We start from the raw sequence: 14,957 nt of genomic DNA, 5'->3' as shown, positions 1-14,957 counted from the left end.
GCAGATCTGGGACTGCACCGGCGGCGCCATTTTTGGTTGGCGCCGCCGGTGCAGTCCCAGATCTGCAGGCGGGTGCCGTCGGCGGAGCTGGCGCCGGTGGCGTCCAGGCACTTGTTGGCCTGCGGGTTCACGATGTCGCCGTTGGCGTTGAAGACCCACCGCTGGGCGCCGCTGCCGTTGCAGTCCCAGAGCTGCACCTTCGCACCGTTGGCGGTCGACCCGCCGCTCACGTCGAGGCACTTGCCCAAGGCGCGGACCGAGCCGTCGGTGTTCCAGGCCCACCGCTGGGCGGCGGTGCCGTTGCAGGTCCAGAGCTGGACGGCCGTGCCGTTGGCGGTGTTGGCGCCGGCCACGTCCACGCACTTGTTGCCGTACCCGACGATCTGCCCGCCGGTGCCACCGCCCCCGCCGCCACCGTTGTCCCACGCCTGCACCCGGACGTAGTCGATGGTCATGGTCTGCGGGAAGGTGGTGCTGCCGTCCGGCGAGCCCGGCCAGTTGCCGCCGACCGCCACGTTCATGATCATGAAGAACGGGTGGTCGAAGACCCACCGGTTGCCGCCCGCGTCGGCCGGCGTCTTGCGGGAGTACGCGACGCCGTCCAGGTACCAGGTGATCGAGTCGGGCGCCCAGTCGACCGTGTAGGTGTGGAAGGCGTCGGCGAGGGCCTGGCCGCCGGGCAGCGACGTCTGCCCGGTCAGCGGGTTGCCGCCGGAGTAGCCCGGCCCGTGCAGGCTGCCGTGCACGGTGGACGGTTCACGACCGATGTTCTCCATGATGTCGATCTCGCCGCTGTTGGGCCACGGGTTGGTGGCGATGTCGTTGCCGAGCATCCAGAACGCCGGCCAGATGCCCTGCCCGCGCGGGATCTTGATGCGCGCCTCGAAGCGGCCGTACGCCTGGCTGAACGTGCCGTTGGTGAGCAGCCGGGCCGAGGTGTACTGGCAGCTGCCGTACCAGCAGGAGAAGCCGGACGGGTTCTCCCGGCGGGCGGTGATGACCAGGTTGCCGTTGCCGTCGAGGGCGGCGTTGCGGGTGCTGTTGGTGTAGTACTGCAGCTCGTTGTTGCCCCAGCCGCTGCCGCCGATGTCGTACCGCCATCGGCTGGCGTCCGGCGGCGTCCCGGCGGCGCCGTTGAAGTCGTCGGACCAGGTCACCGCGCCGGGCGCGGCCCCGGCGGGGGTGTCGGTGACGGTGGTGAGCGCGGCTGTGAGGCCCACGGCCGCGAGGGCCACGGCGGCGATGGTACGGATCCTGCGCACGGTGCCTCCCTGCTGTTAACAAGACATAGAGATAGACTTCGATGAAGTTATGAACGAAGTGCCGTGCTGTCAAGAGAGCGCTCCCTGAGCTGGCGTGACGGTTCCGGAACCGGCCGGAAACATTGACGTGATGCGATGTGGTTCGGGAGGATCCGGAACCGGGACGTGGGCGGACCCGGGCCGACGGGGCACCGGGCGACCGGTCCCGTGGGAGGCGCGACATGAGACTGCCCAGACACGCCACGCTCGGCGCGGTCGGCGCCCTGGTGGTGGCCTTGACGCCGGCCCCGCCCGCGGCGGCCGTCGACGCCGGCACGGTCACCGTCACCGCCGGCCGGCCGGTCTACGCGGCGGCCGAGGGAAGCCGGGTGCCGGTGGACCTCGCGGTGTCCACCTCCGACGGACGCCCCCTGGCCGCCGCGGTCACCGTGCGCTGGGCCACCGGCTCCGGCACGGCCAGACCCGGCGTCGACTACACCGCCGCGTCCGGCACGCTCACCTTCCCGGCGGGCAGCCCGTCCGGCGCCACCCGCTCGGTCACGGTCGCGCTGCGGGCCGACGGCGAGGCGGAGACCGCCGAGACCGTGCCGCTGACCCTCGACGCCGACGGGGCCACGGTCGCGGCCCGGCCCACCGTGGTGGTCGACGCGCACGGCCTGCCGTACCTCGATCGGCGGCTGCCGGTGCGGCGGCGCGTCGCCGACCTGCTGGGCCGGATGACCCTCGCCGAGAAGGTCGGCCAGATGACCCAGGCCGAGCGGGCGGCCGTCGCCGACGACCCGACCGCCGTCGCCCGCTGGCAGCTCGGCTCGGTGCTCTCCGGCGGCGGCTCCACCCCCGCCAGCAACACCCCGGCCGCCTGGGTCGAGATGGTCAACGGGCTCCAGGCGCAGGCGCTGAGCACCCGCCTCCAGATCCCGCTGATCTACGGGATCGACGCCGTGCACGGCCACGGCAACGTCGTGGGCGCCACCGTCTTCCCGCACAACGTCGGGCTCGGCGCCACCCGCGATCCGAAGCTGGTGGAGCGGGTCGGCCAGGCCACCGCCGCCGAGGTACGCGCCACCGGCATCCCGTGGAACTTCGCGCCCTGCCTGTGCGTGTCCCGGGACGAGCGCTGGGGCCGCAGCTACGAGAGCTTCGGCGAGGACCCGGCGCTGGTGGTGTCGATGGAGACGGTCATCGACGGCCTGCAGGGCCGGCCCGGCCAGCTCGACGACGCCGACCGGGTGCTCGCCACCGCGAAGCACTACGCGGGCGACGGCGACACCGACTACGACGAGGCGGTCGCCGCCGCGAACGAGGGCAAGCCCTGGTGGGAGCAGAAGTACCCGATCGACCAGGGGGTCACCGTCACCGACCGGGCGCACTTCGCCCGCGTCGACCTGGCCCCGTACCTGCCCGCCGTGCGGGCCCACGGGGTGGGCAGCGTGATGCCCTCCTTCTCCAGCGTGGACTGGACCGAGGACGGGCTCGGCAACCCGACCAAGATGCACGCCCACCGGGAGCTGATCACCGACGTGCTCAAGGGTCGGCTGGGCTTCGACGGGTTCCTGGTCTCCGACTGGGAGGGCATCCACCAGATCCCCGACCCGGCCGAGCCGACCAACGGCGGGCTGACCGCCTACAAGGTCCGCGTCGGGGTCAACGCCGGCACCGACATGTTCATGGAGCCGAACAGCGCCGAGCAGTTCGAGCAGCTGCTCCTCGCCGAGGTGACCGCCGGCCGGGTGCCCACCGCCCGGATCGACGACGCGGTCCGGCGGATCCTCACCAAGAAGTTCGAGCTGGGCCTCTTCGAGCACCCGTACGCCTCAGCCGACAACCTCGACCAGGTCGGCAGCGCGGCGCACCGGGCCGTCGGCCGGGAGGCGGTGGCGAAGTCCCAGGTCCTGCTGAAGAACAGCGGGCGGGCCCTGCCGTTGCGCCGGGACGCCAAGCTCTACGTGGCCGGGCGCAACGCCGACGACCTCGGCAACCAGGCCGGCGGCTGGACGGTCACCTGGCAGGGCGTCTCCGGCGCCGACGCCGTACCCGGCACGTCCATCCTGGACGGCATCCGTCAGGTCGCCCCCGGCGCCCAGGTCACCTACAGCGCCGACGCCTCCGCGCCGACGGACGGCGCGCAGGTCGGCGTCGTGGTGGTCGGCGAGACCCCGTACGCGGAGGGCTACGGCGACGTCGGCGGCCCGGAGTGCGGCTGGTGCAGCGTGCCGCAGCAGGAGGAGAAGTCGCTCCGGCTCCAGCCCGCCGACCGGGCCGTCGTCGACAAGGTCTGCACGGCGCTGCCCACCTGCGTGGTGCTGGTGGTCTCCGGCCGGCCGCAGGTGCTCACCGACCAGCTGGGCGAGATCGACGCCCTGGTGGCGTCGTGGCTGCCGGGCAGCGAGGGCGCCGGGGTGGCCGACGTGCTCTTCGGCCGCCGTCCGTTCACCGGCCGGCTGCCGGTGAGCTGGCCGCGGGACGAGGCGCAGGTGCCGGTCAACGTGGGCGACGCCGACTACCGGCCGCTGTTCCCGTTCGGTTGGGGCCTGCGGACCGTCCCGGGCCGGGACGGGCTGGCCGCCGTCGCCGACGACCGGCCGCAGGTGCGGGCGGCCCTGGCGCCGGCCGGCTGGAACGCCGACGGCTCGCTGCGCGACGCCCCCCGGGTGCTGGACCGGCTCGGGCGGCAGCTCGGTGCCGACCACCGGGACGGCGCCCTGGTCGAGGCCATCCTCGGGGTGGCCCGGGACGCCGCGCAGGCGGCCGTGGTGCGGGGGAGCGCGCCGGACGACTGGGCCGCGCTGATCGCCGACGCCGACCACGCCCAGCTCACCGGCGACCCGGTCCGGGCGTTCACGCTGCTGGCGCGCGTCGCCGCCTGACCCGCCCCGGTCGTCACTCCGTCGTGGCGGCGGCGGGCGCCGGCGCGCGGTCCGGGCGGGCCGGTTCCGGGGCCACCGGCCGGCGGAGGTCCCGCCACGGGCCGCCGAGCAGCGGGGTGAGCACCACCAGCAGGTAGCCGGCGCCGATGGCGACCAGGGTCACCGTGGTGCCGAACCGGTCGGCGGCCAGTCCGGCGCCGGCCGCGCCCACCGGCATGGCCGCCCAGGCGCCCGCGCCGATCACCCCGTAGACCCGGGCCCGCATGGTCGCCGGGATGCGCTCCAGCTCGACCGCGCCGATGAGCGGGTTGATGGCGCCGGCGGCGAGGCCGGACACCACGCAGACCGCGGCGATCACCGGCAGCGGTGGGGCGGCGGCGAGCGCCCAGAAGGGCGGGGCGCCGCAGACGGCGAAGGCGGTGACGAAGGTGGCCCGGCGGGGCAGCCGGTGGCCGATGGCGCTGAAGATCAGCGAGCCGACCAGCGCGCCGCCGCCCATGGCGCCGACCAGCAGGCCGAAGGCGGCCGCCCCGCCGAGGTCCCGGGTGGCGACGACCGGCATCAGGACGTTGCTCTTGGTGGCGTCGAAGAGGTTGGTGACCAGCACCAGCAGCACCATGGCCCGCAGCAGCGGCTCGCGGACCAGGAAGCGCACGCCGGCGGCGAAGTCCCGCCAGTAGCCGGCCGAGGGGGCGTCCGAGTCGGCGGACGGCCGCAGGCTCGCCGGCACCAGCACCGCCACCGCCAGCGCCGAGAGGGCGAAGGTGGCCGCGTCCACGGCCAGCACCGGCAGCGCGCCCAGCGCGCTGACCAGGAGACCGGCCAGCGGCGCGCCGATCAGGCGGGCACCGCGTTCGGTGGCCCCGAACCAGCCGATCGCCCGCTCGATCGGCACTCCGGCCGCGGTCGCCGCCTCGGGCAGCAGCGCCGTGCGGGCGGTCTGGCCCGGGGTGTCGAGCAGGCCGCTGAGGAAGACCAGGGCGAGCAGCGCCGGGAAGGGCAGCCCGACCGTGGCGTGCAGCACCGGCACGGCGGCGACCGTCACGCCGGAGACCAGGTCGGCCAGCACGCTGGCCCGGCGATAGCCGATCCGGTCGACGAGGACGCCGCCGAAGGCGCCGCCGAGCACCACGGGCGCGGTGGCGAACGCGCCGGCCAGCCCGGTGGCGGCGGGGGAGCCCGTCTCGGCGAGCACGTAGAGCGGCAGCGCGATCAGGGTGAGCATGTTGCCGGTGAGCGAGACCGTGTGCGCGGCCAGCAGCCCGGCGAGGGGCGCCCGCCGGCGGTTCACTGCGGCCCCCGGTAGGCCTGCCAGATCAGCGTGACGGTGCGCGCGTCCGGCCGGTCGGGGTTGCTGCGGGCCTGCCAGCGCTCACCCAGCTCGGACAGCTCCCGCCGCAGCTCCACGAGCTCGTCCGGGGTGAGGTGGAGGAAGTTGTCGCTGCTCGTGGTGCCACGGACCCAGGCCGGGTCGAGGGACGGCTCGGCGTCGAGGTACGCCTCGAACCGGGCCACGTAGCGCTGGAGGAAGGCCCGGCGCAGCAGGTCGGAGGCGAGCCGCCGCTCGGGGTCGGCGAGCAGCTCCACCGGCTCCCAGTTGGTGCGTGCGTGCGCCGCCCGCCACCACCGCTCCCGGCGGTTGCGGGCCAGCTCGGGTGCCTCCACGACGAAGCCGTGCTCGGCCAGCTTGCCCAGGTGGTAGCTGACCGAGCCGACCGCCTCGCCGGTGACGTCGCTGAGCATGCCCACGGTCTGCGGGCCCCGGATGCGCAGCTCACCCAGGAGCCGGATCCGGGTCTCGTGGGCCAGCGCCCGCATGGCCTTCGGATCGGTGAGGTGCAGGGTCTTCGGCTCGTCCGCCATGCCGCTGAGGCTAGACCTACAACGTCTAATGTACAAGAAGCCTTGTATATCGGGGCCGACGCGCGCCGGTCAGGTGGGCGGCGGTGGATCAGGCGGGGCGGCGGCCCTTGAGGCGGCGGCCCAGCTCGCGGGCGATCTCCCGGTTGGCGTCCCGCTCGGCCAGGGCCTGGCGCTTGTCATACGACCGGCGCCCCCGGGCCAGGCCAAGCTCGACCTTGGCCCAGCCGTTCGAGAAGTACATCGACAGCGGCACCAGGGTGACCCCGCCGTCGCGCAGCTTCTCCAGGATCCGGGCGATCTCGACGCGGTTCAGCAGCAGCTTCCGGGTGCGCCGGGGCTGGTGGTTGGTCCAGGTGCCGAAGCCGTACTCGGCGATGTGCAGGCCGTACAGCATGATCTCGCCGTCGCGCTCCTGGGCGAACGCGTCGACCAGCGACACCCGCCCCTCCCGCAGCGACTTCACCTCGGTGCCGGCCAGCACGATCCCGGCCTCGTACGTCTTCAAAATCGTGTAGTCGTGCCGCGCCTTCTTGTTGGAGGCGACGAGCTTGCGCCCGGTCTCCCTGGTCACGCCCCACCTCCTCGCCCGTCGACGCGGAGCAGGATACCCGGTGTCCGCCGCGATCCCGGAGCGAAATTCGGCCCGGCCGCGGGTGCCGGGCCGGCGCCGCGCCCCCTAGCGTCGGGGAATGGACCGACTCGACGAGATCGCCTTCCGCCTGCCCCGGACGCCCGCCGCGCGGACCTTCCTCGACCAGGTCCGCACCCTGCTCGCCGACGTGCCGTACGCCGTCGACGGGCCGGCGGAGCGCCTGGTCCTCACCCCGCCGCGGCCGGACGGCGCCCGGCCGGTGACCACCATCCGGCTGGCCGACGTGCCCGTGCCGGTGGTCACGTTCGACCCCGGGCCGTCCCTCGGCGTCGAGGGCGCCGGGCCGCCCGCCGGGCCCGCGCCCACGGTCGACGTGGCGGAGCTGGCCCGTCGCCTCGCCGGGCACGTGCGGCGCGTCGACCACACCGGCGTGAACCTGCCCACCGGCACGACGTCGCCCGAGGCGTGGCGCGGCCTCGTGCGGGCGCTCGCCGCGACGTCGACCATGTACCGCTACCCGACCGGCGAGGAGTGGCCGTTCATCCTCCCATCGACGCCGGCCGAGCTGCGCGCCGACATCCGGAGCTTCGTCGTCGGCCGGGAACCACGGTTCGAGCTGGTCCACGACGCGTGGCGCCACCGCACCGAGTGGCAGTTCGCGCTCTGGACCGACCTGACGCGCACCGAGCTGGCGGAGCTGTTCCCCGAGCCCGAGGGGCTCACGTTTCCCGGTCTGGACGACATCTTCCGTGTGGTCCCGGTCCGTCACCCCTGGTGGCCGGAGCTGGGGATCCGGTTCGACCTGTGCTACCGGGTGGTGGGCGGGCCGTCGGACTGGGAGACCGGCGAGTGGCTGGTCACCGCCGGCGGCCGGATCGGCTGAGCCGGCTCGCCGGGAACCGCCGTGCCGGCGCGGCGGAGGTGACCCTCGAGGTCGCCGAGCCAGCCGTCGACCTCCACGAGGGCCAGCACCTCCGGCCGGTCCTCGCCGTCGCGCACCAGCCCGTGCACCTGCCGCGCGACGTCCCCGGGTGGGTCCGTCGGCGCCGGCGGCCGGTCCACCCGGCCCCGCGTCACCTGGCCGCCGAGGTCGGCGTAGCCGTCGCGCAGCCGCCCGGCCCGCGCGACAAGCGCCGTCGCCGGGCCGGGCCACGGGGCCAGCACCCCGGGCCGGCGGTCGGCGAGCAGGGCCTGCCCGCCGTAGCCGGCGCGGTGCGCGGCCGCCAGCACCGCGTCCCAGTCGACGTGCGACAGCCGGGGATCGTGGCGCTCACCGTGGTACTGGACGAGGGACGTGGTGGCCAGCGCCTCCGCGCGGCGGGCCGCGGCGACCGCCGGCCGCGCGTCCGCGCCGCTCGCGAACGCCTCGACGATCCGCTCGGCGGCCCGCCCGCTCGCCGCCAGGTAGGCGCCCGCGTTGCGGCGCAGTTCGGCGCCGCTGCCGCGTGGCCAGAGCAGCAGGCCGGCCAGGACGCCCACCACGGCGCCGATCGCCACGTCCACCACCCGGGCGCCGGCCAGTTGCCAGGACGCGGGATTGAGCTGGGCGAACACGACGATGAGCAGCAGGGTGAGCAGCGCCTGGGCCCAGCCCAGGCCGAGCAGCGGGCCGACGCCGAAAGCCAGCACGAGCGCCAGCGGCAGCAGGGCGGCGTACGCCTGCCGTTCGGGCGAGACGAGCAGGAGCAGGCCGCCGGCGGCGCCTCCGGCGAGGGTGCCGACCAGCGCCGGACGCAGCGTGGTCCGGGTGTCCGACGCCGAGGCGCGCATGAGGCTGAGCGTCGCCAGGAGCACCCAGAACCCGTGCTGCAGGTTGACCACCCCGGCGATCACCCGCGCGGCGGCCAGGGCCACGGCGAGCCGGACGGCTCCCTCGAGGTACACCGACCGCGGGGTGAGGTGTGCCCGGAACTGTCGCCGGTACAGCGACCAGGTGCTGCGCCCCGCGTACCAGAACCGGTCCGCGCCCGCCTCGGTCGTCCGCTCGGTGCGGCCGCGCGGGCCCGTGGCGATCCCGATCGCCGTCGCGTACGTCCCGACCTGGTCGGCGAGCGTGCGGACCGCCGCGTCCACGCGCAGCCGGACCGGACCGGCGGCCCGCCACGACGGCGACGGGGTGGCCGGCTCCAGCTCCGGCCCGCCGGCGGCCGGCGTGCCCGATCGACGGACCGTGCGGTCGGCGGACCGCCGGAGCGTGGCCGCGCACCGCCGGAGCGCGCCCGCCAGGTCGGGGTCCCCGCTGCCCGGGACGTCCGGCCGGGACGCGAGGGACTCGGCGACGGCGAGCACCTCCTGGGCGGCGGCGGCCGCGTCCCGCCAGGCACGGTCGCGGCGACCGGCCGACGTGGGGCGTGCCGTCACCGGTAGTCGCGGCAGCCGCACCTGGTCGAGCAGTTGCGCGGCCCGGGTGTGCCGGCGCGCCGCGGCTCCGGCCGCGCCCGGCCGTGCGAGGAGCACGTCCGCGAGCGCGTCGAGGTGGTCCGCGAGGCCGGCCGCGGCCGCGGCGAGGCGCTGCGGGAAGGACACCGGCGCCGGGTCCGGCCAGAGCGTCACCTCGGCTAGCGCGACCAGGGCGACGCCCAGGGTGACGCCGGCCAGCCGGGCCGGGAGGGTGTCCGGCTGGTACGGCGGGAAGCAGGCCAGGATGTAGAAGAGCTGGAACGCGTTGGCCAGCCCGACCAGGCGTGGCCCGCCGACGCCCGCGAACGCCACGGCGAACCCGATGACGAGCATCCCGGCGGACGCGGCCGCGGTGCTGACCGCCAGGACCGTGCCGACCGCCACGAGCGCCCAGGCCACCGGTACGGCCGCCAGCAGGGTGCGCGCCCGCACGGCGGCCGGCCCGGGCAACTGGGCGAAACTGCCCGTGGCGACCGTGGCGAACAGCGCGTACGTGGCGAGGGTGACGCTGCCGAGGCCGTAGCGGCAGCCGTAGAAGGTGAGGGACGCGACCACGGTCAGCCGGGCCGCCCGACGGATGAGGCGGTAGCCCGGGTCGCGCCGGCGCAGCCGGTCCCGCAGCTCCCCGCCGGGCCGTCGACGCATGCCCACACCGCTCCCCACCAGGTCTTCCCGGGGGGGCGGGCCGTCTGCTTCCGGGACTCTATCCGGTCGGGGGCGGCGGCGTTTCCCGGTTGGACCGACGAGGGCGTGTCCGCGATCGGGATGTCGCCCGCTGTCCGTGCGCCTAGGCTGCCGGGTAGGCGAGCGGGGGAGCGGCGGATGACGAGGGTGGCGGTGCTCGGGCTCGGCGGCATGGGTGCGCCGATGGCGGCGAACCTCGTCCGGGCCGGCCTGACGACGGTGGTGTGGAACCGGCATCCGGAGGCGGCCCGTGCGCTCGCCGACCGGGGCGCCGAGGTCGCCGTGGACCCGGCCGAGGCGGTACGCGGGGCCGACGTGGCGGTGACCATGGTGACCGACGCGGACGCGGTGCGCGCGATCGCCGTCGACCAGGGCATGCTGGCCGCGCTGCCCGACGGGGCGGTCTGGGCGCAGATGAGCACCATCGGGGTGACCGAGACCGCGCGCCTGGCCGAGCTGGTCGGCGCCGAGCGACCGGAGGTGACCCTCGTGGACGCCCCCGTCGCCGGGAGCCGGGGCCCGGCCGAACAGGGCCGTCTCGTCGTCCTCGCCTCCGGCCCGGAGCAGGTGCGCGACCGGGTGGCGCCCGTCTTCGACGCGGTCGGGCAGCGGACCGTCTGGGTGGGGCCGGTCGGCGCCGGGTCGCGGCTGAAGCTGGTCAACAACCTGCTGCTGGCCTTCGTGAACGAGGGGCTCGCCGCGGCGGTCGCCCTCGGCGACGCGCTGGGCCTGGACCCCGCCACTGTGCAGGGGGCCCTGCGGGGCAGCCCGCTGGTGTCGCCGTGGGCGGCCGAGAAGCTGGACCGGATCGCCGGGGACGACTACACGACGCAGTACTCCCTGGCCCTGGCCCTCAAGGACGTGGACCTCGCGTTGCGCGAGGTGCCGTCCGGCCGGTTCCCGGCCGCCGAGGCCCTGGCCGGCGAGTGGCGACACGCGGTCGAGCAGGGCCTCGGCGATGACGATCTCACGGTCGTGACGCGGGCCCTCGCCCGCTGACCCACCGCCGTCCCGGGATCAGGGGACGGGTTGGGCGGCCTCGGTGGGCGACGGCGGGCGGGCCGGTCGCGTTTCCGTGGCGGCGGCCCAGCCGGTGGTGATCAGAAGGAGCGCCGCCGCGTAGGTGGTCATGACGACGAGGTGCCGGCCGGGGAACTCGCTGCCCGCCGCGCCCACCCCGATCAGCAGGTCGGACACGAGGAAGAGCGCCCCGCCGGCCGCCGCGCGCCGGGACACCCCGGTGGCGGCGGCGGCCATCAGGGACAGCGCCAGGCTGTAGCCGAGCACCGGCAGCCGCAGCGGACCCAGCGCGCCCCAGAGCAGCGCGTTCGCGCCGGCCCAGGCGAGCAGGTAGCCGACCACCGCCGGCACCGGCGGCCGGCGGCGGCGCAGGAAGGCCGTGAGGAACGCGACCTGGGTGACGAGGAAGCACCCCATGCCGGCCAGGAACGCGGCCTGCCCGGACAGGAGCAGGGCCACGTCCCCGGCGGTCGCGAACACGAGCCCGACCGCGACGCCGTCGAGCCGGCGGCGGGCCGTCCAGAGGTACGCCAGCAGCAGCGGCGCCAGCAGCGGCTTGGCCAGCCACTGCGTCGGCGTCGAGTCGAGCGCGACCCCGACCAGCTCGACCAGGGCGACGAGCCCGAACAGGGCCAGCCAGGGGCGCCTCACCGGGCCGGCTGCCAGCCGGGCCGGCCGAAGACGTAGCCGAGCCGGGCGCGCCACGAGGTGGCGTGGCGGACGTCGGACCAGATCGCGGCGAACTCGTGGGTGGCCACCCGCAGCGGGTTGTAGGTCTGGATGTTCTTGGTCAGCCCGTACCGGGCCGGGGCCCGCTCGGGCTCGAAGGAGCCGAAGAGCCGGTCCCAGACGATGAGGATGCCGCCGTAGTTGCGGTCGAGGTACTCGGTGTTCGAGCCGTGGTGCACCCGGTGGTGCGAGGGCGTGTTGAAGATGAGCTCGATCGGCCGCGGCAGCACGCCCACCCGCTCGGTGTGCAGGAAGAACTGGTAGAGCAGGCTGATCGACTGCTGTAGGAAGATCATCCACGGCGGGATGCCGAGCAGCGCCAGGGGCAGCCAGAACGGCAGCGACGTCATCGGCGTCCAGCTCTGCCGCAGTGCCGTGGAGAGGTTGTAGTAGACGCTGGAGTGGTGCACGACGTGGCTGGCCCACAGCACGCGGACCTCGTGGTGCAGCCGGTGGAACCAGTAGTAGGCGACGTCGTCGGCGAAGAAGACGATCACCCAGGTCCACCAGTCGCCGGGGGAGAGGTGCACCGGTGCGACCACCCACAGCGCGGCGTAGACGCCGACGGTCAGCAGCTTCCAGGGGAAGCCGATGATCTGGCTGCCCAGGCCCATGGAGAGGCTGGTGGTGGTGTCGCGCAGCTCGTAGCCGCGTTCCTCGTCGTCGGCGAGGAACCGGTACGAGACCGCCTCGATGATGATGAGCAGCAGGAACGCCGGGACGGCGTAGAGCACGGCGGGAATCATGCTCGGGCTTCCCTTCGGGTGGCGGGGGTGGTGGGGGTGGTGACCGGGGCGGTCAGCAGGGCCCGGGCGTGCCGGGCGGCCGCGGCGCCCTGGCCGGCCGCGATCGCGGCGGCGAGCCGGCGGTGGCCGGCGACGTCGAGCAGCTCGGCGGCCCGGGCGTCCGGGGGGACGTCGCCCACGGCGAAGGTGCCGGCCACCAGGCTGTTGAACGCCAGCAGGTAGGCGGTGTTGCCGCTGCCCCGGACGATCAGCCACCAGATCGCGATGTTGGCCTCGTTCATCCGGTCCAGGTCGGGGGCGAGGGAGCCGTACTCCTCGGCGGCCCGGACCAGCGCGTCGGTGACCTCCGGGTCGCCGCGCTCGGCGCAGAGCCGGGCCGCGTCGATCCCGACGCAGGCCCGCATCTCCAGCATGTCGCGGACCAGGTTCTCGACCGGGAGCACGTCGGCGGAGCGGGCCAGCGAGAGCGCCAGGTCGAGGCCGGCGTGCACCCGCCAGTCGAGCACCCGGGTGGCGCCGCCCTGGCTGACCCGGACCAGGCCGAGTTGCTGGAGCCGGCGCAGCGCCTCGCGGACGGCGTGCCGGTTCACGGCGAACGCGGCGGCCAGCTCCCGCTCCCCGGGCAGCGTCTCCTCCGGCCGGTAGCGGCCGCTGACGATCGCGTCGCGGAGCTGACCGAAGACGTGGTCGGAGACCGAGGCGCGGGGCACGGGAGCGAAGACCATGGGCAGCAGTGTGGTCCCGCACACATCAACACGTCAACTGGTTGGACCAGGTCGGATTCGACCACCCTCCGGTGCCCCCGCGCGCACGCCTCGTATCCTTTCCGCCGGAAGCCCGCGAACTGGAAGGGAGTCGGTGTGAGCGATCGGGTCGAGACGTTGGAGTTCCAGGCCGAGGCCCGTCAGCTGCTCCAGCTGATGGTGCACTCGATCTACTCCAACAAGGACGTCTTCCTGCGCGAACTGATCTCGAACGCCTCCGACGCGCTGGACAAGGTGCGCCTGGAGTCGCTGGTCGACAAGGACCTGCAGGTCGACACCACCGATCTGCACATCGAGATCGAGGTCGACCGGGAGGCCCGCACGCTGACCGTGCGGGACAACGGGATCGGCATGTCCCGCGACGAGGTGGTCGGGGTCATCGGCACCATCGCCAAGTCCGGGACCGCCGAGCTGCTGCGCACGCTGCGCGAGTCGAAGGACGCCGCCGCCTCGCAGGAGCTGATCGGGCAGTTCGGCGTCGGCTTCTACGCCACCTTCATGGTCGCCGACCGGGTGACCCTGCTGACCCGCCGTGCCGGGCAGGCCGGCGGCACCCGGTGGGAGTCCACCGGCACGGGCACCTACTCGGTCGAGAGCGTCGACGACGCCCCGCAGGGCACCTCGGTGACGCTGCACCTCAAGCCGGCCGACGCCGAGGACAACCTGCACGACTACACGGCCGAGTGGACCATCCGCGAGATCGTCAAGCGGTACTCGGACTTCATCGCCTGGCCGATCCGGATGACCGTGGAGAAGCCCGGCGAGGACGGCGCCACCACGCGCGAGGAGCAGACGCTCAACTCGATGAAGGCGCTCTGGGCGCGCGCGAGGGACGAGGTCGACGAGGCCGAGTACAAGGAGTTCTACCGGCACGTCGCTCGCGACTGGGCCGACCCCCTCGAAACCATCCACATGCGCGGCGAGGGCACCTTCGAGTACGAGGCGCTGCTGTTCCTGCCCTCGCACGCCCCGCTCGACCTGTTCTCCCCGCAGGGCCGCCGGGGCGTGCAGCTCTACGTCAAGCGCGTGTTCATCATGGACGACTGCGACGCGCTGATGCCCAACTACCTGCGCTTCGTCAAGGGCGTGGTGGACGCGCACGACCTGTCGCTGAACATCTCCCGGGAGATCCTGCAGCAGGACCGGCAGATCCGCGCCGTGCGCCGCCGTCTGGTGAAGAAGGTCCTCGCCACGCTCAAGGACCTCCCGGCCGAGGCGTACCGGACCTTCTGGGCCGAGTTCGGCGCGGTGGTCAAGGAGGGTCTGCTGGAGGACCCGGACAACACCGAGGCCCTGCTCGACCTGGTCCGCGCGGCCAGCACCCACGACCCGGCCGAGCTGACCACGCTGCGCGACTACGTCGAGCGGATGCGCGACGGCCAGACCGAGATCTACTACGCCACCGGCGAGAACCGGGCCACCATCGAGAACTCCCCGCACCTGGAGGCGTTCCGCGCCAAGGGCTACGAGGTGCTGATCCTCACCGACCCGGTCGACGAGGTGTGGGTCGAGCGCGTCGGCGCGTACGACGGGAAGACCCTGCGCTCGGTCGCCAAGGGCCAGGTCGACCTGGAGACCGACGAGGAGAGGGAGCGGGCCGAGGCCGAGCGGCAGGAGTACGCCGACCTGCTCACCTGGATGAGCGGCGCGCTCGCCGACAGCGTCAAGGAGGTCCGGCTCTCCACCCGACTCACCACCTCACCGGCCTGCGTGGTGGGCGACGCGCACGACATGACGCCCACGCTGGAGAAGATGTACCGGGCCATGGGTCAGGAGGTGCCCCGGGTCAAGCGCATCCTGGAGCTCAACCCGACCCACGCCCTCGTCACCGGGCTGCGCAAGGCGCACGGGCAGGGCGGCGACAGCACCGCGCTGACCGAGACCGCCGAGCTGCTGTACGGCATGGCGCTGCTCGCCGAGGGCGGGGAGCTGGCCGACCCGGCCCGCTTCACCCGGATCCTGGCCGACCGGCTCGCCCGGAACCTGTAGGCCGAGCCGTCCGCCCGCCGGGGCCCGGGAGCCCCGGCCGG

The 14,957-nt window shown here is 74.4% G+C and carries 12 protein-coding genes; 4 read left to right on the top strand and 8 right to left on the bottom strand.

Annotated elements, in window-relative coordinates:
- Positions 1–1,262: family 16 glycosylhydrolase (locus NFX44_RS03335; RefSeq protein WP_262281977.1), on the bottom strand; the 1,262-nt coding region annotated here is incomplete at its 3' end.
- 221 nt (positions 1,263–1,483) lie between these two features.
- Between NFX44_RS03335 and NFX44_RS03330 the strand changes: the two genes are divergently transcribed.
- Positions 1,484–4,129: a glycoside hydrolase family 3 N-terminal domain-containing protein gene (locus NFX44_RS03330; RefSeq protein WP_262281976.1), complete on the top strand. Its 2,646-nt coding sequence runs from the start codon at positions 1,484–1,486 to the stop codon at positions 4,127–4,129.
- Positions 4,130–4,142: 13 nt separating this feature from the next.
- On the opposite strand, the gene NFX44_RS03325 is transcribed toward NFX44_RS03330, so the two are convergent.
- The 3 genes from NFX44_RS03325 to smpB all read right to left on the bottom strand — a co-directional run bounded on the left by NFX44_RS03325 (position 4,143) and on the right by smpB (position 6,563).
- A complete protein-coding gene (locus NFX44_RS03325; protein WP_262281975.1) occupies positions 4,143–5,420 on the bottom strand; it encodes an MFS transporter in 1,278 nt (425 codons plus the stop codon).
- Positions 5,417–5,992: a helix-turn-helix domain-containing protein gene (locus NFX44_RS03320; RefSeq protein ID WP_262281974.1), complete on the bottom strand. Its 576-nt coding sequence runs from the start codon at positions 5,990–5,992 to the stop codon at positions 5,417–5,419. Before NFX44_RS03320 ends, NFX44_RS03325 begins: the two co-directional genes overlap by 4 nt.
- Before the next feature lie 88 nt (positions 5,993–6,080).
- Positions 6,081–6,563 carry an SsrA-binding protein SmpB gene (gene smpB / locus NFX44_RS03315; RefSeq protein ID WP_189196879.1) on the bottom strand — a complete coding sequence of 161 codons (483 nt, stop codon included), beginning with the start codon at positions 6,561–6,563 and terminating at the stop codon, positions 6,081–6,083.
- Positions 6,564–6,681: 118 nt separating this feature from the next.
- Between smpB and NFX44_RS03310 the strand changes: the two genes are divergently transcribed.
- Entirely contained in the window at positions 6,682–7,467 is a 786-nt protein-coding gene (locus tag NFX44_RS03310; protein ID WP_262281973.1) for a hypothetical protein, read from the top strand.
- On the opposite strand, the gene NFX44_RS03305 is transcribed toward NFX44_RS03310, so the two are convergent.
- Positions 7,392–9,629: an FUSC family protein gene (locus tag NFX44_RS03305; RefSeq protein WP_262281972.1), complete on the bottom strand. Its 2,238-nt coding sequence runs from the start codon at positions 9,627–9,629 to the stop codon at positions 7,392–7,394. The genes NFX44_RS03310 and NFX44_RS03305 overlap by 76 nt on opposite strands.
- A 177-nt stretch (positions 9,630–9,806) precedes the next feature.
- Here NFX44_RS03305 and NFX44_RS03300 point away from each other — a divergent pair, with 177 nt between their 5' ends.
- Entirely contained in the window at positions 9,807–10,667 is an 861-nt protein-coding gene (locus tag NFX44_RS03300) for an NAD(P)-dependent oxidoreductase (RefSeq protein ID WP_262281971.1), read from the top strand.
- A gap of 18 nt (positions 10,668–10,685) precedes the next feature.
- Here the strand turns inward: NFX44_RS03300 and NFX44_RS03295 are convergent, their stop codons facing one another.
- From NFX44_RS03295 to NFX44_RS03285, 3 genes are read right to left on the bottom strand one after another with little or no spacing between them, the layout of a single operon-like run.
- Positions 10,686–11,339: a lysoplasmalogenase gene (locus NFX44_RS03295; protein ID WP_262281970.1), complete on the bottom strand. Its 654-nt coding sequence runs from the start codon at positions 11,337–11,339 to the stop codon at positions 10,686–10,688.
- Entirely contained in the window at positions 11,336–12,163 is an 828-nt protein-coding gene (locus NFX44_RS03290) for a sterol desaturase family protein (RefSeq protein WP_262281969.1), read from the bottom strand. Before NFX44_RS03290 ends, NFX44_RS03295 begins: the two co-directional genes overlap by 4 nt.
- Positions 12,160–12,888 (bottom strand): FadR/GntR family transcriptional regulator, encoded by a 729-nt coding sequence (locus NFX44_RS03285; protein ID WP_262281968.1) that lies wholly within the window; start codon positions 12,886–12,888, stop codon positions 12,160–12,162. Before NFX44_RS03285 ends, NFX44_RS03290 begins: the two co-directional genes overlap by 4 nt.
- Positions 12,889–13,023: 135 nt before the next feature.
- Between NFX44_RS03285 and htpG the strand changes: the two genes are divergently transcribed.
- Positions 13,024–14,916 carry a molecular chaperone HtpG gene (gene htpG / locus NFX44_RS03280; RefSeq protein WP_262281967.1) on the top strand — a complete coding sequence of 631 codons (1,893 nt, stop codon included), beginning with the start codon at positions 13,024–13,026 and terminating at the stop codon, positions 14,914–14,916.
- Positions 14,917–14,957: the final 41 nt, after the last annotated feature.

It is taken from the genome of Micromonospora sp. MA102, assembly GCF_025460765.1.
Lineage (GTDB): Bacteria > Actinomycetota > Actinomycetes > Mycobacteriales > Micromonosporaceae > Micromonospora > Micromonospora halotolerans.
Note: the sequence above shows the minus strand (reverse complement) of the source record. Positions and strands in the feature narration are given on the sequence as shown.

Bases quoted from the DNA above. Each gene is read 5' to 3' on its own strand.
- NFX44_RS03330 (WP_262281976.1), top strand. From the start codon at position 1,484: ATGAGACTGCCCAGACACGCCACGCTCGGCGCGGTCGGCGCCCTGGTG.
- NFX44_RS03320 (WP_262281974.1), bottom strand. From the start codon at position 5,992: ATGGCGGACGAGCCGAAGACCCTGCACCTCACCGATCCGAAGGCCATG.
- NFX44_RS03310 (WP_262281973.1), top strand. From the start codon at position 6,682: ATGGACCGACTCGACGAGATCGCCTTCCGCCTGCCCCGGACGCCCGCC.
- NFX44_RS03305 (WP_262281972.1), bottom strand. From the start codon at position 9,629: ATGCGTCGACGGCCCGGCGGGGAGCTGCGGGACCGGCTGCGCCGGCGC.
- NFX44_RS03300 (WP_262281971.1), top strand. From the start codon at position 9,807: ATGACGAGGGTGGCGGTGCTCGGGCTCGGCGGCATGGGTGCGCCGATG.
- NFX44_RS03290 (WP_262281969.1), bottom strand. From the start codon at position 12,163: ATGATTCCCGCCGTGCTCTACGCCGTCCCGGCGTTCCTGCTGCTCATC.
- NFX44_RS03285 (WP_262281968.1), bottom strand. From the start codon at position 12,888: ATGGTCTTCGCTCCCGTGCCCCGCGCCTCGGTCTCCGACCACGTCTTC.